Below are 21,381 nucleotides of genomic sequence, written 5' to 3'. Positions count from 1 at the left end.
CACTTATTCGCCTCCGCAACTCGTGCGACGCTCGCGACGCTACCGCTGCTCGCTGCTACGGAGGCTCACTTATTCGCCTCCGTCATCTGACGCAGTTCCTTTTTGAGGTCGCGGATCTCATCGCGCAGGCGCGCGGCGAGCTCGAACTGCAGCTGTTCGGCGGCGGTGTGCATCTGTTCGGAAAGCTGGCGAATCAAATCGGCAAGATCCTGGGCCGGCAATCCGGCCTTGAGGATCTCCTCATGCCGCTTATCCGCCTCTTCGGCATTCATGGTCGGCACACCGAGATGCGTATTGCCTGCCTTGCCGGCATTGCGGTACCCGCCTTCAAGCAGCGTCTGCGTATCCACATCCTCTTTGGCGAGCATGTCGTTGACATCACTGATCTTCTTGATCAGCGGCTTCGGATCGATGCCGTGAGCCTTGTTGTAGGCGATCTGCTTGGCACGACGACGGTCGGTTTCGTCAATGGCCTTGCGCATGGCGTCGGTGGTCTCGTCGGCGTACATGATCACGGTGCCGGATACGTTACGCGCGGCACGTCCTATGGTCTGAATCAGGGAACGGTAGGAACGCAGGAACCCTTCCTTGTCGGCATCCAGAATCGCCACCAACGAGACCTCGGGCAGGTCGAGGCCCTCCCTCAGCAAGTTGATGCCGACGATGACATCGATCTTGCCTTCGCGCAGCATGCGCAGCAGCTCCACGCGGCGCAGAGTATCGACGTCCGAATGCAGATACTCCACTTTGATGCCGCGTTCCAATAGGTAATCTGTCAGGTCCTCGGCCATTTTCTTGGTCAGGGTGGTGACCAGGGCGCGCTCGTTCCTCGCCACGCGGTCCTTGATCTCCGCCAGCAGATCGTCGATCTGTCCTTCCACTGGGCGCACATCGATCTTGGGATCCAGCAATCCGGTCGGACGGATGATCTGTTCCACCACGCCATCGGAAAGCCCGAGCTCATAATCACCGGGCGTCGCCGACAGATAGACCGTCTGACCGACGCGATCGAGGAATTCCGGCCATTTCAGAGGCCGGTTGTCCATGGCCGAAGGCAAGCGGAACCCATGTTCCACCAGCGTGCGTTTACGTGACGCATCCCCTTCGTACATCGCTCCAATCTGCGGGACGGTGACATGGGATTCGTCGATGACCAGCAGGAAATCATCGGGGAAGAAATCCAGCAGGGTATGCGGCGGCGTGCCCGGGGCGCGCCCGTCGAAATGTCTTGAGTAGTTTTCTACTCCCGAACAGACGCCCACCTGTGTCAGCATTTCCAGGTCATACGTAGTGCGCATGTTGAGACGCTGCGCCTCCAGTTCCTTGCCCTGCTTGTGCAGTTCGGCCAGACGCTCATCCAGTTCCTCACGGATGGTCTTCAGCGCACGCTCCATGCGTTCCGGTCCTGCGACATAGTGGGATGCCGGGAAGATGTGCACTTCCTGTTCTTCGGCTATCTCATCGCCGGTCAGGGGGTGCAGCGTGGAGATGCGGTCGATCTCATCGCCGAAGAATTCGATGCGGACCGCCAGCTCCTCATAGACAGGGATGATCTCGACGGTATCACCTCGCACACGGAAGGTGCCACGCGTGAACGCAATGTCGTTACGCTTGTATTGCATGGCGACGAATCTGCGCAGCAGATCATCGCGATTGATCTCCTGCCCGACCTTGAGCAGCAGCATGCGCCCGGCATATTCCTCGGGCGTACCAAGGCCATAGATGCAGGAAACCGTGGCCACCACCACGCAGTCACGGCGGGTCAGCAGGTTCGCAGTGGCCTGATGACGCAGGCGTTCCACATCATCATTGATGTTGGAGTCCTTTTCAATGTAGGTATCGGTCTGGGGAATATAGGCTTCCGGCTGGTAATAATCGTAGTAGGAGACGAAATAGCTGACTGCGTTGTCCGGCATAAGCTCACGGAACTCCGCGCATAGCTGGGCGGCGAGCGTCTTGTTCGGCTCGATGATAAGGGTCGGGCGTTGCAGTCGCTCAATCAGCCATGCGGTCGTGGCGGTCTTGCCGGTACCGGTGGCGCCCATGAGCACGACGTCGTTCTCACCGTTTTCAATGCGCTCAGCCAATTCCTCGATGGCTTGGGGCTGATCGCCTGCGGGCTTGTAGGGTGATTTGACGACGAAAGGCCTGTCGGCACGCTCGATATTGAATCCCATGAGGCCATATCATACGCAAGCATGCGCATCGGCGACTATTCGACACCGTCCGACAGTCAAGATCGACAAGGGGCTATGCAGCCGCTCCATCCAATTCTGCAAGGAAACCTTGATATACCTCATTGACCTGATCCATCATCCTTGCCATCGGCTGGACGGAGTCGATGACGATGTCCGCGATCGCACGTCGCTCTTCCTCACTGGACTGGTGACGGATGCGCGCCTCTGCCTGTTCTAGGCTCATGCCTCGTTCCTCGGTCATACGTTCAAGGCGCAGACAGACCGGCGCTTCCACGGTGATGATGTGGTCGAAGCTGAACGGAATGGTGTCGATCACCTCTGCGAGCAACGGCACATCATGCACGATAATTCGCGCCTCTGGGTGCAGCTGTTCGGCAAGCGAGGCTTCAGCATAAATCAGGGGATGCTCGATGGCGTCCAGACGAGCGCGGGCATCCGGCTGAGCATCCTTGCCGAACACATGGTCAGCCATCCAGGAACGGTTCAAAGTGCCGTCCGCGTTCAAAACAGCCGAACCGAACTCCACCTCGATACGAGGCAATGCCACTCCCCCTGGTCTGACCACGTCATGGGCCAGCGCATCGTAGTCGATAAGCAATGCACCCAGTTCGCTCAGCCTCGCGGCCACGGTGCTTTTGCCCGCCGCGATGCCACCAGTCAATCCTATTCTCATAGACGCTATGCTAATACGCGATGCACTATTCCGGGGCCACGATGGGAGAATCCATGCACGGTGAAACATCCATGCGCATGAGAAGTGTGAAGGCTCCTGCAGCCAAACGTGTGGGACGTGCGAGCGGGCACATACAAGAAAACCCGACCACTATGGGTCGGGCTTCCTTATGAGCTAGGCGCTAGCAGCCTTGCTGTAAAGCGAACTCACTTGCCAAGCAGCTGGTCGCGCAGGGCGGCGAGCTGGTCGGAATCAGCGAGCGTACCGGTGGCCGGAGCGGCGGAAGAGTAGTTGGAGGTCTCCTCGACCGGCTTCTCTTCCTTCTGGCCCTGACCGTCGGCGGCAGCGGACTCGGCAGCGTTGGCCAGTTCCTTGGCCACGAACTCCTTGTGCTCCTCCCAGAGCTCGTGGGCGGCAGCATACTGGGATTCCCATTCCTCGCGCTGCTTCTCGTAACCGGCGATCCACTCGTTGGTGTTCGGGTCGAAGCCTTCAGGGTACTTGTAGTTGCCCTGCTCGTCGTACTCGGCCGGCATGCCGTAGATGGCCGGATCGAAGTCCTCGGAAGCCGGGTCGACGGAGTCGTTGGCCTGCTTGAGGGACAGGGAGATGCGGCGACGATCGAGATCGACGTCGATCACCTTGACAAACACGGTCTCGCCCGGCTTGACCACGGTCTCCGGGTTCTCGACGTGACGGTTGGCGAGCTCGGAGATGTGCACCAAGCCCTCGATGCCGTCCTCGACGGAAATGAAGACACCGAACTGGACGATCTTGGTGACCTTGCCCTTGACGATCTGGCCAGGAACGTGGGTGCGTGCGAAGCGCTGCCACGGGTCTTCCTGAGTGGCCTTGAGGGACAGGGAGATACGCTCACGATCGAGATCGACGTCGAGCACCTCGACGGTGACCTTGTCGCCGACCTTGACGACTTCGGACGGGTGGTCGATGTGCTTCCAAGACAGCTCGGAAACGTGGATCAGGCCGTCAACACCGCCCAAATCGACGAATGCGCCGAAGTTGACGATGGAGGACACCACGCCCTCACGGATCTGGCCCTTCTTGAGCTGGGACAGGAAGGTCTCGCGAACTTCGGACTGGGTCTCCTCGAGGTACTGGCGACGGGAGAGCACCACATTGTTGCGGTTCTTGTCGAGCTCGAGGATCTTGGCCTTGATCTTCTGACCGATGTACGGGGACAGGTCACGGACGCGACGCATCTCGACCAGGGAGGCCGGCAGGAAGCCACGCAGACCGATGTCCACGATGAGGCCGCCCTTGACGGCTTCGATGACGGTGCCCTCAACAACGCCGTCAGCTTCCTTGATCTTCTCGATGTCGCCCCAGGCACGCTCGTACTGAGCACGCTTCTTAGAAAGAATCAGACGGCCTTCCTTGTCTTCCTTGGTGACGACAAGGGCCTCAATCTGGTCGCCGACCTCGACGACTTCGTCAGGATCAACGTCCTTCTTGATGGAAAGTTCGCGGGAGGGAATCACACCCTCGGTCTTGTAGCCGATATCCAGGAGGACCTCGTCGTGATCGATCTTGACGACGGTACCTTCGACCAGATCACCATCGTCGAAGTTCTTGATGGTGGAATCGACTGCCTTGATGAAGTCCTCTTCGGTGCCGATGTCGTTGATGGCGACCTTGGTGACTTCAGTGTTGTTCTCTGCCATGTAATTAATGGTTTCTCATAGAATGGATGGATAGTTACTCGATATTCAGTTATTCGCACGCCTTTACAGACATACAAATGTTCAGAGTACAGGCATCTCTAGCCAAAAATCCTCGATAGTATCAAGCGTGTCGCAGTATTGGGCGCGTTGACCGTGAGGTTGGGATGTTCTGTTGCCGGGCGTAAAGCTTGGCCCGAGCGGCCTGGAGCGCTCCCGGCAACAGAACATCACAGCCTGCACAAGGTCATTTCTCAGCTATAGGGAGCGCTCTGCCATTTCCACCACGTTGGCGAGCAGCATCGCGCGGGTCATGGGGCCCACACCACCAGGGTTGGGCGTGTAGGCGGAGGCCTTCTCATAGCATGCAGGGTCCACGTCGCCCTTGATGCGGTATCGACCGGCTTCCTCGTCGAAGACGCGACTGACGCCGACGTCGACCAGCACCGCTCCCTCCTTTATCTTGTCGGGAGTCACAAAACCGGCCTGTCCCATGGCCGCCACAATCACATCGGCACGCCTCATGTGGTCGACCACGTCCTTGGTACCGGTATGGCACAGCGTCACCGTGGCGTTCACCGCATTGCGCGTCAGCATCAGTCCGATGGTACGCCCGATGGTGATGCCTCGCCCCAGCACGCATATCTCCTTGCCATTGAGGTCGATGTCATAGGCCTTCAGCAATTCGATGACGCCTCGCGGCGTGCAGGGCAACGGCGTGGTGATTTCGCTGCGGACATGCAGCACAAGCTCACCCAGGTTGTACGGGTGCATGCCGTCCGCATCCTTGGCCGGATCGATCATGTCGATGATGGCGTTCTCATCAATGCCCTTGGGCAGTGGAAGCTGAACAATGAAACCGTTGCACGCCGGGTCTGCGTTGAGCTCTCTGACCGCTGCCGCTATCTGATCGAAATCGGCGTCGGCCGGCAGGTCCTTCCGTACCGAACGGATACCGATTTCCTGACAATCCGCATGCTTGCCGGCCACGTATTTGACCGACCCGGGATCCTCCCCCACCAGCACGGTGCCGAGTCCGGGAACCACACCCTGCGCCGCAAGTCGCGCGACACGCTTCGAAAGATCGGCCTTGATTTCGCCAGCGACCTTCTTGCCGTCGATCCTCATAGTCATCTGAAGCCCTTCCACGATTATTTCGGTGAATAAATGAACTGTATCGAAACGATAGGCTATCGTTGAAACAAGTCATACATGTATCGTCCACGCACGAAAAGAAGGCGCGTTATGGGGACTCGATTCGCACGACTTACGCGATACGCGGCAGCAGGCATCAGCGCCGTCATGCTGTTGGCTGCAGCAGCATGCGGTTCGCAACCGTCTGCGGCCCCCGGTTCCGGCGATTCATCCACCGACATCGACAAACAGGCGACAGGACCGATCACCGTGGTGTCGTCCATCAACCAGTGGGGTTCGCTGGCCGCCGAGCTCGGCGGCGATGACGTGAAGGTCACCTCCATCGTGAATTCCACCAACGTCGATGCGCATGATTTCGAGCCGAAGACCTCCGACGTGGCCAAGTTGTCCAAAGCGCAGGTAGTGGTGGCCAACGGCGCAGGATATGATTCCTGGGCGACCAAATCTCTGGGACAAGGTTCGAACCTAGTATCCGCGGCTTCGGTGGTGGGAGCCACGGACGGCGACAACCCGCATCTATGGTTCTCCAAAGACGCGCGCACCGGCATGGCCGAGGCGATCACCGAGGCGTATATCAAGGCCCTTCCAAGCAAGAAGAAGGATTTCGAACAGCGGCTGGCGACATGGAAGCAAGGGGAGCAATCCTTGGAGCAATGGGTGGATGATTTCACCAAACACCATACGAAGAAGGTCGCCTACGCGGCGACGGAACCCGTGGCGTATTACCTGATGTCCGATCTGGGGTTCGAGGACATCACACCGAAAGGCTATACGCAATCCACCGCGTCAGGCGGCGAAGTCGCCCCAGCCGACCTGCAATCGTTCCAGAAGCTCCTCGAGGACGGAAAAGCCGACGTGCTCGTCAACAACACACAGGAATCCAGCGACGCCACGAACATGATCACCGGCACCGCTGGCCGCGCAGACGTACCGGTGGTGGACATCTCCGAGCAGATGCCCGAGGACGTCAACGCGCTGAACGACTGGATCAACCAACTCGTCAATACGATTATCGACGCCGTGGACCCCAGCTATGGCTGCGAATCTGACACTGAAAACGGCTCCGGTGACGGCGGCTCCTCCGAAGACGCATCGAGCTCCGACTCCGGGAGCGCCAACACCACCGAATCCGATTCCAACGGCACATCATCCAGCGATGATTCAAACGGCAGCGCAGCCTCCGCAGACGGCGAATCATCGAATGATTCCGGTGATGACGCCCCGACGTATCTGCGCGAATGCAAGGCGTCATCCGACGCAGCTGGCGGCAGCGGCATCTCGAAGGATGGTGCAAACTCTGCTGATGCATCAGCCGACGACGCCCAACCCGACCCGAATAAGCAGTAATTGAGAACGATTGTCAGCATCATTTGCCACAATCAGTGGCTATGAGCAAGAACCCCGACTGCATCGTCTTTGACGACGCCGCCATCACACGTGGCGACCATGTCATCTGGCAACACGGCACCTTCAGCATCCCCTACGGTTCGGTCACAGCCATCGTGGGCACCAACGGCGCCGGCAAAACCACCATGATGAAAGCGGAATTGGGGCTGCTTCCCCTGTCCCACGGCAGCGTCACTGTACTAGGCAAGCCGGCAGGCCAAGCAAACAAACGCATCGGATACGTACCGCAAAGCTATGTTTCCAACGTCGATTCCAATCTCACCGCCGAACAATCGGTACTGCTCGGTCTGACCGGCACACGATTCGGCATCCATCTGGTGACACGGGAGGAACGCGACAAAGCCCGACAGGCCATGGAATTCACCGGCATCGCAGACAAGGCGCAATACCGTCTTTCCGAATTGTCAGGCGGTCTTCGCCAGCGCGTGGCCATAGCGCAAGCGCTGGTGAGCGACCCTCAGCTCCTCATGCTTGACGAGCCGCTGGCCAATCTCGACCTAGCCAGCCAGCGGGCCGCCGTTCATGTGCTCGCGCGCCTCAACAAAGAACTGGGCATGACCATCCAGGTGGTGGCCCACGATCTCAACATGCTGTTGCCGATCATGACCGGCGCAGTCTACCTGCTCGACGGACACCCGCATTACGCGGATATGGGCAAGGTGCTTGACTCCGACCTGCTCACGCATCTGTACGGCACGCAGGTGCAGGTAGTGACCACACCACAGGGCGATATGTTCGTGACCCCGACACCGGATGAGCCGGATACCCAGATGCAGGACATGCATACGGCCACCGAAGTGGCGCAAATGCATCATCATGATCACGGCTCCCTGCATGATCGAACGGCAGTCGACGCTTCGGCTGCCGGAAAGGACGGCAAGTGATGGGTGATATCAATTTCGCATTCGACCCCGATTGGATGAGCACGCTCACGGCTCCATTCATGACCAATGCCTTCGTCGCCGGCCTGTTCATCGCCCTGGCGGCAGGAGTGATGGGGTATTTCACCATCGCACGCCACTCCACATTCGCAGCCCATGCGCTCGCCCACATCGGTCTGCCGGGCGCCACAGGCGCCGTGCTGTTCGGACTGCCCGTTTCGTTGGGCATGGGCGTGTTCGCCTTAGGCGGCGCACTCGTCATCGGCGCACTCGGCAAACGCATCTCCGAGCGTGAGATCGCCACCGGTACGGTACTGGCGTTCGCGACCGGCCTCGGCCTGTTCTTCGCCCGACTGTCCAGCTCCGCATCGCAGCAGATGCAATCCATCCTTTTCGGTTCGATTCTGACCATCACCAAGGATCAGATCATCGGTTTCATGGTGTTCGACGCATTGCTGCTGATACTGCTGGCTGTCATCTACCGACCATTGCTGTTCAGCTCGCTCGACGAGCAGGTGGCCCAGGCCAAAGGCGTGCCGATCGGACTGATGAACGTGGCGTTCATGGCCATCATGGCTGGTGTCATCACCATCGCCGTGCCCGCCGTGGGTACATTGCTGATCTTCGCGCTCGTCATCACACCAGCGGCCACGGCCAACATCCTGGCGGGATCGCCGTTCAAGGCGATGGTCATCGCCAGTCTGCTGTGCCTGGTCTCGATATGGCTTGGACTGGTGCTTTCGGCAATGTTCCCCGCTCCACCGAGCTTCATCATCGTGACGCTTTCCACCCTGTTCTGGGCCATCGCCAGGGCCGCATACGCCCTCAAAGCACACTGACCCCTTATACAGCCCGCTCAGCGAGCAAACGGTGTCGCATCATCCCTCATCGCCAGCGCATCTGACCAGAGCGCTGGCGATGGCGGCAATGCCTTCACCTCGGCCGGTGAAGCCCATATGATCGGTGGTGGTGGCAGTCACAGAGACACGGCAACCGACAGCTTCGGACAGCACTGTCTCGGCTTCGATGCGACGGGTACTGACCTTCGGACGATTGCCGATGATGGCCACCGATGCGGAGCATGGTTCATACCCATGTGCGCGCATGAAGGCCACGGTCTCGTGAAGCATGTCACGACCATGCATACCGGCTCCATGAGCGGCTGCCCCCACACCGAACAGTGAGCCTATGTCGCCAAGACCACTTGCGGAAAGCAACGCATCAATCAGGGCATGGGCGGCGACATCGCCATCGGAATCGCCTTCGATGCCTTCATAGTGGGCGGGATCGACACCTTGAGGCACAGGCCAGAACAGCCCCGCCAGCCACAGCGGACGCGAGGAGCCGGCAACTGCGAAGCGATGCGCGTCGAACCCTTGGCCTATCAGCATGCCATCATCCATATGATCTCTCCGATCGCCACGACGTGGCCTCAGTCATCATCGTTGTCCACACGCATCATGGCTGAAGCCGACAGAGCCCTATAGAGAACGCCTTGCTTACGCAAAACGCCTCATATATGCAGAACGCCCCGGCCCCCATCAACGGGCCAAGGCGCTGCTGTCATTACTTCTTCTTGGACTTCTTTTCCGCAGCCACCCGAGCGAGCGTGTCAGCAGCAGCCTCCTCAGGCTCCTCGGTATGGTGCTTCTCATCGCCGGGTTGTGCAGGCTCGTAACCCAGATTCACATCGAGCAGACGCTGCGCCTCCGGTTCGTCGATCTTTTCGGAAAGGGCGATTTCGGATGTCAGGATGGCTCGAGCCTTGGTCAGCATTCGCTTCTCGCCGGCGGACAAACCATGCTCGTCCACATCACGCTGCGCAAGGTCACGCACCACTTCGGCGATTTTGTTGACATCACCGGTGGCGATCTTCTCGACGTTCAGCTTGTAGCGGCGGGACCAGTTCATCTCTTTCTCGATGATCGGCGTACGCAGGATCTCAAACACCTTCGCCACCTCGGAGGCGGAGACGATGTCGCGCACACCGACCTTTTTCGCATTGTCGACCGGCACATTGATGACCAGGCCATCAGAAGACAATACGGACAGCTGCAGGTATTCACGGGTCACACCTTTGACCGTCCGCTCGGTGATGGCCTCCACTTTTGCTGCACCATGACGTGGATAAACGACCATATCGCCGACTTTATAAGACATGAATCCTCCGAGAACTGACGGCTCACACACAAAAACTCGAATAATTGTGCCATCTGGCATGGACTGCGACGCTGATAGCGTTCACAATATGTACGACACGCGAGCAACAGCAGAATTTCGCCGCATTTGCCGCGTTAATACGGCGTTTTACGCGCTGACACACGTAGACTTTGGGGCATGGATACTGAAACCAAGATCAACGAAGATACCATCACCGTGCCTGTCGCCGAAAGCGACCTCGACGCCGTGAGCAATGGCGAGTTCTACAACCCGCACGAGATTCTCGGTGGGCACCTCGGCATCGGCAAGCATGCCGACACCGTGACCATCCGTGTTCTGCGCCCCTCGGCCAAAACCGTCGCCATCAACACCCAGGACGGTGATTACGTCATGCACCACGAGCACAACGGCGTATTCGTGGTGACGCTACCCGCAGCAGGAGACGCCAAGCATCCGGCAGTTCCCGACTACCGCATACGCACCGAATGGGAGAACGGCGAGGTCGTCATCGACGATGACCCCTATCGCTATCTGCCCACGCTCGGCGACATGGACACCTACCTGTTCGGCGAAGGTCGCCATGAACGATTGTGGGAGGCGCTGGGCGCCCATGTGCTCCGCTATGACGACCCGATGGGCGATACCCGGGGCGTCGTCGGCGAACAGCTGGTCGGCACTTCATTCTCCGTATGGGCGCCGAATGCGCATGCCGTGCGCGTGGTCGGCGACTTCAACGGCTGGAACGGACGACTTCACGCCATGCGTGAGCTGGGTTCCTCCGGCGTATGGGAGCTCTTCATTCCCGGCATCGGCGCAGGCGAACGCTACAAGTTCCAGATTCTCAACGCCAACCATCAGTGGGAGATGAAGGCCGATCCGATGGAGCGTCAGCATGAGGTTCCGCCGAACACGGCATCCATCGTGACCGACTCGCATTATCAGTGGAACGATGATGCATGGCTGGCCAAGCGTCGCGCCTCCGATCCGACCAGCGGCCCGGTCTCCATCTACGAGGTCCATGCCGCCAGCTGGAAGGAAGGACTGACATACCGGGATCTGGCCAAGCAGCTCGTAGACTACGTCAAACAAGAGGGATACACGCATGTCGAGTTCATGCCCCTCGCCCAGCATCCGTTCTCCGGCTCCTGGGGATACCAGGTCACCGGATACTACGCCGTGGATTCCCGCCTCGGCTCCCCGGATGATTTCCGCTATCTGGTGGACAAGTTCCATCAGGCCGGTATCGGCGTGATCATGGACTGGGTGCCCGCCCACTTCCCGAAGGACGGTTTCGCGCTCGGCCGCTTCGACGGCACGCCGCTGTATGAGGATCCGGACCCGTTGCGCGGCGAGCATCCCGACTGGGGCACCTATGTCTTCAACTTCGGCCGCCGTGAAGTGCGGAACTTCCTCGTGGCCAACGCCCTCTTCTGGCTGGAGGAACTGCACATCGACGCCCTCCGCGTGGATGCCGTCAGCTCGATGCTCTACCTCGACTACAGCCGCGAACCCGGTCAGTGGAGGCCGAACATCTATGGCGGACGCGAAAATCTCGAAGCCATCGACTTCCTCAAGGAGGCCACGGCCACTGCATACAAGAACAACCCCGGCATCATGATGATCGCCGAGGAGTCCACCGCGTGGCCGGGCATCACCGCCCCCACCAGCGCAGGCGGCATCGGATTCGGGCTCAAATGGAACATGGGCTGGATGCACGACACCCTTGAGTATCTGCATGAGGAGCCTATCAACCGCAAATGGCATCACAATGAGATCACCTTCTCGATGGTGTACGCCTATTCGGAGCATTACGTGCTGCCCATCAGCCATGATGAGGTGGTCTACGGCAAAGGCTCCGTCTACGGGAAGATGCCGGGCGACGGCTGGCAGAAACTGGCCGGCGTGCGCTCCCTGTTCGCCTACCAATGGGCACACCCGGGCAAGAAGCTGTCCTTCATGGGCAATGAGCTGGCGCAATGGGGCGAATGGAACCACGACGCCTCCATCGACTGGGATTGCCTCAACTGGCAGGAGCATCGCCAGATTCAGCATTTCGTCAGCGACCTCAATGCCTTCTACAAGGCGAATCCGGCACTGTGGAGCCAGGATTTCGATCCGGCTGGCTTCCAGTGGCTCACCAGTGACGATGCCGATCACAACACGCTGAGCTTCCTGCGCATCGGCTCCAAGGGGGAGACTCTGGCCGTAGTGGTCAACTTCTCCGGAGAGGCATGGTCCGATTATCAGGTGGCTCTGCCCACCGGCGGCAAGTGGACAGAGGTATTCACCACGGACGACGCCCAATACGGAGGGTCCGATATCCACAACGGCACGTTCGAGGCAGAGAAGGGCGAATACCATTCCCGCCCGTTCTCCGCGAAAATCACCGTACCTGCATTGGGGGTTGTATTCTTGAAGCCAGAAGACTGAACTAGCCATCAGGCTGAAAGGTAACTGTTTATGCTCAATACCACAGCACGTCAGAACACTGCTGCGCGCACGGTGCTGGTGGTGGAGGACGAACCGACGCTCGCCACCGCCATCGCCCAGCGCATCACCGCCGAAGGCTGGAGCGCACGCGTTGCCGGTGACGGCGCCTCGGCAGTGCAGGCGGCCTCGCAGCTCAGACCGGATCTGGTCATCATGGACATCATGCTGCCGGTGATGGATGGGCTCGAGGCAACCAAGCGCATTGTCGCCGAACGCCCGGTGCCGGTGTTGATCCTCACCGCACGCGATGACGAAACCGACAAGGTCATAGGGCTGGGTGCCGGCGCGGACGATTACATGACCAAGCCATTCTCCATGCGCGAGCTCATCGCCCGTTGCAAGGCATTGCTTCGCCGTGTGGAACGCGCCAAGGTAATCGCCAAGAACGCCGAGAACGAGAAGATCCTCGATTTCGGCGCCATGATTATCGATCCGGCGCAACGCATCGTCACACTGAACGGCGAACAGGTGCATCTGACCCCCACCGAGTTCGATCTGCTTGCCACACTGGCGCGCAGACCGAAGTCCGTGCTCACCCGCGAAAAGCTTCTTGAGGAGGTATGGGACTGGGTGGACGCGTCCGGCACGCGAACCGTGGACAGCCATGTCAAGGCGCTGCGTCACAAGCTCGGCGCAGATATGATTCGTACGGTGCACGGCGTGGGATACGCATTCGAACCTCCGACCGAGTGATGACACCGACTGCGAAACGCAAGCAATCCCGGCTTGGCGTCATAGGCGTCAAGCCGGTTGATTTGTTCTCCTCGTTGAAGCTGGAACTCAGCGCGCTCATAGTATGCGCCACCGCCATCGCTTTCATAATGTGCTGGTTCCTGCTGAAATACGGCTGGTCCGGTTGGATTGCCATGCCATTGACCTTGGTGGTGGCCCTGGGCATCACCTATTTCTTCTCACGTGGCATCACCGCTCCCCTGCGTCAGATGCGTGACGTGGCCGAGTCAATGGCCGACGGCGATTACACGGTGCGGGTGACCATCGATCCCGACCGGCATGATGAAGTGGGACAGCTGGCGCGCTCCTTCAACGAAATGGCCGAAGAGCTCGAGCATGCCGATAAGATGCGCCTTGACATGATCGCCAATGTCAGCCATGAGCTGCGCACTCCTGTCTCCGCACTGCAAGCCATGGTCGAAAATATGGCCGATGGCGTCACGGAACCCACTCCGGCCAATATGGAAAGCATCCTCACACAGACCCAGCGTCTGTCCGATCTCATCGCATTCCTGCTAGACCTGAGCCGTATGGAGGCGGGGGCCGCAAGCCTGAACATCGAACGGTTCAACGTCGCGCAGTTCCTGGATGAAACCATCGAACCTTTGGAAATCACCGATGGCGGGCATGCGCATGATATCCAGCTGCATGTGAACCCGGATATCACGATGGAAGGCGATCAGGATCGTCTCCGCCAGCTGTTCACCAATATCATCGCCAATGCCCTCAAGCATTCCCCGGATGGTACCACCGTGCTGATCGATGCACATGAGGATGCCAACAACGGCACCATCGTGACCAATGTCGTGAATTTCGGTTCTCAGATTCCCCCGGAGGATCGGTCCGCCATCTTCCGTCGCTTCGTCAAAGGCAAGTCCGGCCCCGGCACCGAATCCGGCGGTACCGGACTCGGTCTTTCCATCGCCCGGTGGGCCGCCCAACTGCACGGCGGCAACGTCAAGGTCGTCGACGACGACCGTGGGGCTGATTTCGAAATCACGCTGCCCAAATATCACATCAGCGAAGATCGAAATCCCGCATGACCGCGGATGCGAGCGTCAGTGCACCGACCACGTTCGCTCCCCCGAGTTCCAGAGCCTTCACGCATTGGCGCAACGTGGCTCCGGTGGTGATGATGTCATCCACCAGCACCACCGGGGCTTCCCGTTGCAACGCCTTTTCCCGAATCACGATTCGGCCTCCGATGCGCTTCGCGCGTTGCGCGGATGATGTCTGTTGCACGGAACGGCCACCGGACGCGTTGCTGGTCAATAGGGGTGACACTTCCGCCCGGATCCCCTGTGCACGCAACGACCTGGCCACCGCACGTGCCAAAGGCAAGGTATGCCTGCGTCCACGTCTGCGCATCGATTGCAATGACGATGGCGCAGGGACCACCAGCAGCGGCCTGTCTGCCGGGCATCGACCAGCCACTGCGGCACGAACCGTCAGCATATCCATGATGCCAGCGAACACGGCGTCAAGCTCCACATCATCATGATCCTTCCATTCCAGAATCGCATGTCGAACAGTGCCTTGATACACGGCAGCCGACCAGACCGGAACGCCTCTGGTATCCGGCGCTCCCCCGAGCGTAGCGCCACCTATGAGCTCGCGGCGCCGGCATTGGGCGAACAGCGCGGCACACTGCGGGCATAATACGGCATCAGGCCGGTCACAGCCGGCGCATCCGCGGGGAAACAGCAGATCGCGCACCGTTCGCCATGATCGATTCACCAGGCTGCCGGCATAGGACATGTATGGCGAGGCATGTGCCACCCCATCATTGTCGGCATGAATCATGCATGCCGCCGGCGTCTGCGGCCCGTTCATGGGATCGGCCCTTACGATTGCGCCGGTATTCTGGCCAACAGCGCATCCAGCAGTCCCAAGGCATCCTCGGGATTACGCACCTTCACCCCGACCGCACCTGCCTCGACTGCAGGGTAATCGTTCCCCTCCGGCGTCATGCGGTCGCCGACGAAGACGATGCTCGACACCGGAATGTCAAGCAGACCGGCGATGGTGCGAACCGCATAGGACTTGTCGATGCCATGCTCACTGACGTCCACACTGGAGTATCCTCCCGCACGAACTTTCAGATCAGGGAAATCCTGTTTGACCAGCGCGGCCAATGCCTGTTTTCTGCTGTCGTCAGGATCCCATTGCCGTTTGGCCGCTACTGGGGCGTACTGGCCCAGCGCCGAGAACGTGATCTGGCTTCCTCGGTTCTCGATGCGTGGCCCCCATACCCGGTCCTCCCATAGATCGAGTTCCTTCGCGTGTCGTTCAAAGCTGGATGTGATGGCCTTCGCCACCGGCTCATCCAGATCGTGCGCGTAGATCAGGGTCCACTCGTTGCCGCGCCAACGATAATACCGGGAGCCTGAAGTGGGCATGACGTGAAGATTGTCCCGATTGGCTCGATCATTGAGCACATCCAACACCTGCATGGTCACTACAGCCATGCTGCCACCAGAAATAAGAGCCACCTGGCAACGGGCGGTGAGTTCGCTGAATCGTTCCACCATGGCAGGTTCCATCGGCTGCTTGGAACTGGCCAGCGTATTATCCAGGTCGAATCCGAAGAGGTGCGCCTGCGCGCAAAGTTCATCCAAATCAAGTTCGGTCCACGATTGCACAGGCATTCGTCGTGCCCTCCTCGCTGACGAGATTGCTATCACTGCACCAATCCTAGCGCATGTTGCCTTCGCCTTGTCCTATGGTGGAATACATGCTTCAGCCACCATGGAACGCCAGAGTCTACCGCAACCGTCATGGACGGGGCACGCGCACCCCGATGTTCGGCATTCGTATGCCGCGATACCGTACGCGTACCGGCATGTTCGACGATATGGTGGCGGCGCAGATCCGCCGATTGAATGACGCATGGCCCGAGCTGATCCGTCCATTGCAATTCGCGGTGGAAGACGTGCCGCCATCTGATCCGGTTCCCTGGCAGATCGAACCGAACCTGACGTCGCAGTGTTTCCCGGCATCGCATGGGATTCCCGCACGCGTGATGCTGTACCGCATGCCTCTCCAGACGGAGGCGCCGACCAAGCTGGAATTGCAGCTGGCCATCCGTGATGAAGTGGTTTCACGCGTTGCGGAACTCTATGGTCGCCGCCCGGAGGAAATAGACCCCGATTGGGGTCTGTAATCGCTCATCTGAAGCCGCATGCATCCTGTCCGACACCCTGTCCGGCGAGCGAATTCCGTTCCACGCCGGCTATCATCGTCCGATAATCACCAAAATGATCACCGGACGATGCCCGCGTTGCTGTGCGCCCAGACATGGGCGGTCATCGGCATCAACGACACGGATTCCACCGACGAGATGCCTGCAATCTTCCCGTCACCGAGTTCGTCACGGGTAAGACGAGCGTTCCACGCCACCTTGTGCGAATCGTCGGTCATCATGAAAATCGTGGCCGAGGAGCCATCCTTGTTGAAATCCTTGGCTGCAATGCGTTCTGCGGAATTCGCGCCGATGGTGATGTCCTTGCTGTCCAACGCGTCGCCATCGGCGTTGTACGCATGCACAGTTACCGTCTGTTCGAGGTTCGAGGTGTTCGCCACCGTCAATGTCGCGGTCACCCCATCAGGCACGACGACACCGGAACGGCGTACAGGAGCGGCGGCGTTCACCAGCGCGAAATCCGTCTGCTGTCCGTCGCCGGCGCGGACAGTCTTGATGCTCATCGCCAACTTGTCTTCCGCAGTGGACATCACACCCAGCGCCCCATCAGGAGCCTTCCCCAAATCCACGACACTCACCTGCCCATCAGTCAGGGTCGCCTTTTCTGCCTGTACCAGACCATGCGAGGTGATCCAAGACAGTTCGGTGGCAGTATCCGCATGGGTGTACAGGTAGGCGGTCACCTCATCCCCCGCTTCCACCGAAGGTGATACGGAGGCATTCGACATGCCTGACAGCGGCAATGCGAAATCGGAACCTTTCGACGTCAACCCATCCATGGTGACGGTTCGCACCACAGCGGCGATGGGGGTCTCCTTGCTGGATACCGTGACATACAGACCATCCTGGTCGGAAACCGCGGCGGACAGATCCAGCGAGGCCTCGCCTCCCGCCGGCACCGATAGCGCGGATTGCGTGGACAACGCCAGCTTCCCTGATTGGTGAGAACCCCAGATCGCCAGATCCACCGATGTCGGCTTCGTGGAGGGATTGGCGACGATGAGCTGCTGCGTGGTTCCTGTCATACTGCCGGTCAACAGGAACGACTGGCTCAGTGATGTAGGTATGCATGACGCGGCGGACACGCCTTTGAGATCGCCATCATCCGCCCAGGATGCAATGGTACCTGTGCTTCCCGTTCCTTCGGCAGCCTGCAGCATGCGGGTATCCATAAGAGCAGAATCCGTCACCTGCTGTGCGCCGGTCTTCACATCGGCGTCATCGGTGAGATCACGGTCTTTCAGCGTCACATCACTTGTGCTGGCGCTTCCCCCGAATGCGGACACCATCGAGGTGTACACGGAGCCGAACGCGGCGTACCTTGCCTGGGTGCTCAGATTGCCGACCGAGGATTGGAACGCGCTGTCGCCGTAGGTACCCGTGTCGGCCAAGCCCATGGGAGCGGGGCAATAGAGTTCGGATTGAGTGGGACTCACTGATTGGTCTATGGCGTCGTCGGTGGCGGCGACCGTATCCGTCCAGGATTGCGGGCCGGGAATCACGAACAGTGCCGTCAATGCCGCCACGAGCAGAATGGTGGTGATGACGCCGAGCACGATATTGGTGACGTGTCTTGCGCCCGAAGTGATGCGTCTGCTCATGCTGCTTCCTCCTCCAATCCGGACGACAGTTTCCTCCTCGGAACAGCGACCAGGCAATAGATGACCATAATCACACCGAGACAAATGAGCCACGCATGGCGCCAGACGCTTTGCTGCGTTCGTCTTTGCCAGGATGTATCCACGTTCTGCGTGTCGGTGTTCTGCAGAGTCAGACGATAATAGCTGCCCTGTTCCGTGGCGACCAATGACTGGGTGCCATTGGATGCGGCGATGTTGGCGCTCAGTTGCTCATAGGGGGAACCTGCCGTTTCCGCCTGTCCGTTGGCAGCCACGTAGATGCCGCCAAAACCGAGGTCGCTGATCGTCTGGATGGCCTGGGCATCAGGATTGGCAAGCAATGACGCACCCGCTTGGGCGAGTTTCGTGTCGATGTCATCGTGGGAGCCGTCAAGCAACCGGACTCGGGTGATCGGCGAACTGTCGATAAGATCACCCCTCGAGGTACGCATCACCGAATAATCGATGGAGTTACGGGTCGGCGCGCTGATGGCCAGTACACGATGGTCGGCACCGGATGCCAGATAATCGACGGTCACCATGGGAAGGCCCGATCGGGACATCTCAAGCCCCTCATCACTATGGCGTTCGAAGCCATACCAACATTGAATCACCACACACGCAGCAAGCACCACAGCGAGTACGAGACGCCCGGCCACCACATATCGTCCAACACGGCCGGCATCGTATCGCGCATCAAGATGCTCGGCGGAGACATGCAACGGATGGAACCGTTTCACGGCGCCGCCCGCGACCAGGCAGGCGCATGAGAGGAAGCCCATGATCATCAGTATGATACCAGGCTCGGCAGAGCCCGCCACTACGCCATCGGCATCCACCGCGATGGCGATGCGGCTGGACACCATGGCCAGCGCGGCACCGCAGACGACGAGCACCCACATCAGGCGGGATGTCCGCAAGGCGAACGGCAGCACCAGTGCGATGACGGCCAACAGCGTGACGACGATGAACAGGGCGGCCAACGCGATATCAGCCGGCTTTCCGGACATGGGGTCCCATCCCAGCGCACGCTGCGTCGAAGAGAACAGGCTCAGTGCGGCGGGCGACCCATTCGCCGCAGTGGTCGGCACCATGATGTCGCCGAACACCTGACGCCACGCACCTTCATGCGCATATCGAATCGAATTGACCAGAGTCGGGGCCACGGCGAAGGCCGCAGGCACCGGAATGAGCAGCAGCGCCAGACGTTTGCGTTTGACGAACAGCAGGAACGCGACGAATGCGACGACCAACGCCAGCAGCAATTGCGGTTCCGCAGCGATGACCGGCACAAAGCACAACGCCGAGATGGCGGCCGCCTGCACGGACGTGTGCGGCTTCAACGGATCCTCGGTATGGTACATGCCCACCGCGCGGAACACGAAGGCGAACGCTGCAGGCAAAAACACCAGAACCGTGAGCATCGGCATATTCGCCTGCGCATACCATCCGAACATCACGCCGGTTGAGGCCCACAGCAATCCGCCCAGGACACGAACCGCATCGGACCGGGTGAAGATGCCGGCCAACGCCCAGAACGAAAGTGCGCTCAACGGCGCCGCGGTGAACAGTATGACCGACAGGGCCGCAGCCACATGGCCGGCGGTCACGACCGAAACCGCCATCAGCACCAACAGCCACGGCGTGGGAGGCGCGGGAACACCCGATCCCGAACCGAACACCCACGGCGTCGTGGCGGACTGGACCAGCTGACGGAAGCTGGCGCCAGTGGGCAGCAGCCGATTCGAAGCCAACGAGCCGTCCGAGATCACCTGTCTGAATACCGGCCAATACGCCACCATGACAGTCAGGAAACACACCAAGGCCATGCCTGCAGCAGCAGCCCACCGTTGAGCCAGACGAATCCGCAGATGCGCGCGTTCCAATGGGCTGAGCAGCATCATGTTCTTCTGGGCCTCAAAGGCGTCACGGCGGTCGTGGAACTGCTTGATCTGCCTGCGATCGGCCTGTAAGACGCGAAGCGAAGCCATGGACACGCTACTCTGCCGGGAGACCAGTCTCCGGGAACGGACCGCTCCCGGAATGGCGGTCAACGCGAGCCACGGCAGACACAGCTGGACTAAAGCCTCATACGGCTTCTTGCGGAACAGCATGGCGATGGCCATACCGAAACCCCGTATCAGACGCCACAGCCACAACACAATCCACAACGACATGCCGACATCGGTATACAGATAACGTTGCTGTGTGCGCGCCACGCCCATGACAGGGCCGCGGGTACGCGCATGTTCCAATGGTTCGCCTCCGCGCGTGCGGATACCCTCGAACCGTGCACGACGATGCGCGATCTCCGCTTGCGGCACAACGACCACACGCCCGCCGCCTAGACAAATACGACGGCAAAAATCGATCGATTCGCCGTACGTGGTGTGCCACGGGTTGATGCCGAACCGTTTGTATTCGTCAAAAGACACCAGAGCACCAGCCAGGGATACCGCGAACACATCCCGACGGCCATCATATTGCTCCTGGTCTGGTTCGCCATCCACCACCAGGGAATGCACGGCATGCGAGCCGGCATACATGCCGACGTCATGCAGATGCCCGCCTTCCCAATCGCACTGCTTGCATCCCAGGATGCTCGCCCCGGGCGTGTTGCGCCAGGCTTCCAGCAGATGCTCCAGGCACACGGCGTCCGACGGACGTGAATCGTCATGGAGCAGCCACAAGGCGCGCGTCGAAACACCCAGCTCCGCGGCTTTGACGGCTTTGCTCACCGCATCGCCGAAGGAACGGGCCCCATTGGCCTTCACAATCTGGATGCTCACCTGTTTCGCCTGCGGCACTTCGATCACAGGGCCCGAAGGCGATGGAATCACCTCAAACGAGGTCTTCAACGACTGGCCAGTGCGTCCGGTGGCATCCGCGATAACAATGACACCAGGCAATACGCTCTGAATCAGCAGCGAATGAAGAGTCGCCTCAAGAAACCGCGTGTCATCCTCCACCGTGACCACGGCCGCCACCCCGGCATCCACATCCTGTCGATGCGTGTATGGTCGCGCAGCCATGGCATTGGCCAATGCATTATGGATATCGTCATTCGCTGTTGGACTCATAAACCCCCAGTGTACGCAACAACCTTGAAAGGGCCGTGTGCACACACGTCCCTACACGCGTTCGGCATAGGCCTCATGTTTCCCGCAGGCCCATGTGGCACATGG

17 protein-coding genes are annotated in these 21,381 nt (G+C 59.7%); 7 read left to right on the top strand and 10 right to left on the bottom strand.

Annotation, left to right across the window (positions count from 1 at the left end):
* Positions 1 to 65: 65 nt before the first annotated feature.
* The 4 genes from uvrB to BREU_RS07650 all read right to left on the bottom strand — a co-directional run bounded on the left by uvrB (position 66) and on the right by BREU_RS07650 (position 5,684).
* Complete coding sequence (gene uvrB / locus BREU_RS07665) at positions 66 to 2,177, bottom strand: excinuclease ABC subunit UvrB (protein ID WP_044088525.1); 2,112 nt, start codon at positions 2,175 to 2,177, stop codon at positions 66 to 68.
* Positions 2,178 to 2,250: 73 nt separating this feature from the next.
* Positions 2,251 to 2,871, bottom strand: coding sequence for a dephospho-CoA kinase (gene coaE / locus BREU_RS07660; RefSeq protein ID WP_044088526.1), 621 nt, complete (start codon positions 2,869 to 2,871; stop codon positions 2,251 to 2,253).
* Positions 2,872 to 3,077: 206 nt separating this feature from the next.
* The gene (rpsA, locus tag BREU_RS07655) at positions 3,078 to 4,553 is read right to left on the bottom strand and encodes a 30S ribosomal protein S1 (protein WP_033890373.1); all 1,476 of its coding nucleotides are present in this window, start codon (positions 4,551 to 4,553) and stop codon (positions 3,078 to 3,080) included.
* A gap of 255 nt (positions 4,554 to 4,808) precedes the next feature.
* The gene (locus BREU_RS07650; RefSeq protein ID WP_044088527.1) at positions 4,809 to 5,684 is read right to left on the bottom strand and encodes a bifunctional methylenetetrahydrofolate dehydrogenase/methenyltetrahydrofolate cyclohydrolase; all 876 of its coding nucleotides are present in this window, start codon (positions 5,682 to 5,684) and stop codon (positions 4,809 to 4,811) included.
* Positions 5,685 to 5,795: 111 nt separating this feature from the next.
* Between BREU_RS07650 and BREU_RS07645 the strand changes: the two genes are divergently transcribed.
* Genes BREU_RS07645 through BREU_RS07635 form a run of 3 tightly spaced genes read left to right on the top strand, consistent with a single transcriptional unit; the run spans position 5,796 to position 8,832 of the window.
* On the top strand, positions 5,796 to 7,052 hold the full coding sequence (locus BREU_RS07645) for a metal ABC transporter solute-binding protein, Zn/Mn family (RefSeq protein ID WP_044088529.1): 1,257 nt from the start codon (positions 5,796 to 5,798) through the stop codon (positions 7,050 to 7,052).
* A gap of 41 nt (positions 7,053 to 7,093) precedes the next feature.
* Entirely contained in the window at positions 7,094 to 7,996 is a 903-nt protein-coding gene (locus tag BREU_RS07640; protein WP_044088530.1) for an ABC transporter ATP-binding protein, read from the top strand.
* Complete coding sequence (locus BREU_RS07635) at positions 7,996 to 8,832, top strand: metal ABC transporter permease (protein WP_044088531.1); 837 nt, start codon at positions 7,996 to 7,998, stop codon at positions 8,830 to 8,832. The genes BREU_RS07640 and BREU_RS07635 overlap by 1 nt, the downstream gene beginning before the upstream one ends.
* 39 nt (positions 8,833 to 8,871) lie before the next feature.
* On the opposite strand, the gene ispF is transcribed toward BREU_RS07635, so the two are convergent.
* Together ispF and BREU_RS07625 are read right to left on the bottom strand one after the other, a co-directional pair.
* Positions 8,872 to 9,384, bottom strand: coding sequence for a 2-C-methyl-D-erythritol 2,4-cyclodiphosphate synthase (gene ispF, locus BREU_RS07630; protein ID WP_044088703.1), 513 nt, complete (start codon positions 9,382 to 9,384; stop codon positions 8,872 to 8,874).
* A 175-nt stretch (positions 9,385 to 9,559) separates the two neighbouring features.
* A complete protein-coding gene (locus tag BREU_RS07625; protein WP_044088533.1) occupies positions 9,560 to 10,153 on the bottom strand; it encodes a CarD family transcriptional regulator in 594 nt (197 codons plus the stop codon).
* Between the two features lie 177 nt (positions 10,154 to 10,330).
* On the opposite strand from BREU_RS07625, the gene glgB reads away from it, so the two are divergent.
* Genes glgB through BREU_RS07610 form a run of 3 tightly spaced genes read left to right on the top strand, consistent with a single transcriptional unit; the run spans position 10,331 to position 14,418 of the window.
* Positions 10,331 to 12,583 carry a 1,4-alpha-glucan branching protein GlgB gene (gene glgB, locus BREU_RS07620; protein WP_044088534.1) on the top strand — a complete coding sequence of 751 codons (2,253 nt, stop codon included), beginning with the start codon at positions 10,331 to 10,333 and terminating at the stop codon, positions 12,581 to 12,583.
* A gap of 30 nt (positions 12,584 to 12,613) precedes the next feature.
* Positions 12,614 to 13,336, top strand: a complete 723-nt coding sequence (locus BREU_RS07615; protein ID WP_044088535.1) for a response regulator transcription factor — start codon at positions 12,614 to 12,616, stop codon at positions 13,334 to 13,336.
* Complete coding sequence (locus BREU_RS07610; RefSeq protein WP_044088536.1) at positions 13,336 to 14,418, top strand: sensor histidine kinase; 1,083 nt, start codon at positions 13,336 to 13,338, stop codon at positions 14,416 to 14,418. Before BREU_RS07615 ends, BREU_RS07610 begins: the two co-directional genes overlap by 1 nt.
* On the opposite strand, the gene BREU_RS07605 is transcribed toward BREU_RS07610, so the two are convergent.
* Together BREU_RS07605 and BREU_RS07600 are read right to left on the bottom strand one after the other, a co-directional pair.
* On the bottom strand, positions 14,393 to 15,133 hold the full coding sequence (locus BREU_RS07605) for a ComF family protein (protein ID WP_044088704.1): 741 nt from the start codon (positions 15,131 to 15,133) through the stop codon (positions 14,393 to 14,395). The genes BREU_RS07610 and BREU_RS07605 overlap by 26 nt on opposite strands.
* Positions 15,134 to 15,219: 86 nt before the next feature.
* Positions 15,220 to 16,023: an HAD-IIB family hydrolase gene (locus tag BREU_RS07600; protein WP_044088537.1), complete on the bottom strand. Its 804-nt coding sequence runs from the start codon at positions 16,021 to 16,023 to the stop codon at positions 15,220 to 15,222.
* 86 nt (positions 16,024 to 16,109) lie between these two features.
* Here BREU_RS07600 and BREU_RS07595 point away from each other — a divergent pair, with 86 nt between their 5' ends.
* Positions 16,110 to 16,538 (top strand): metallopeptidase family protein, encoded by a 429-nt coding sequence (locus BREU_RS07595; protein ID WP_044088538.1) that lies wholly within the window; start codon positions 16,110 to 16,112, stop codon positions 16,536 to 16,538.
* A 98-nt stretch (positions 16,539 to 16,636) separates the two neighbouring features.
* Here the strand turns inward: BREU_RS07595 and BREU_RS07590 are convergent, their stop codons facing one another.
* Both BREU_RS07590 and BREU_RS07585 read right to left on the bottom strand, forming a co-directional pair.
* The gene (locus BREU_RS07590; protein ID WP_044088540.1) at positions 16,637 to 18,178 is read right to left on the bottom strand and encodes a DUF5719 family protein; all 1,542 of its coding nucleotides are present in this window, start codon (positions 18,176 to 18,178) and stop codon (positions 16,637 to 16,639) included.
* Positions 18,175 to 21,276 carry a glycosyltransferase family 2 protein gene (locus tag BREU_RS07585; protein WP_044088542.1) on the bottom strand — a complete coding sequence of 1,034 codons (3,102 nt, stop codon included), beginning with the start codon at positions 21,274 to 21,276 and terminating at the stop codon, positions 18,175 to 18,177. The genes BREU_RS07590 and BREU_RS07585 overlap by 4 nt, the downstream gene beginning before the upstream one ends.
* Positions 21,277 to 21,381: the final 105 nt, after the last annotated feature.

Origin of the sequence: Bifidobacterium reuteri DSM 23975 (assembly GCF_000741695.1) — a bacterium.
Lineage (GTDB): Bacteria > Actinomycetota > Actinomycetes > Actinomycetales > Bifidobacteriaceae > Bifidobacterium > Bifidobacterium reuteri.
This window is presented reverse-complemented; position numbering and strand designations above follow the sequence as displayed.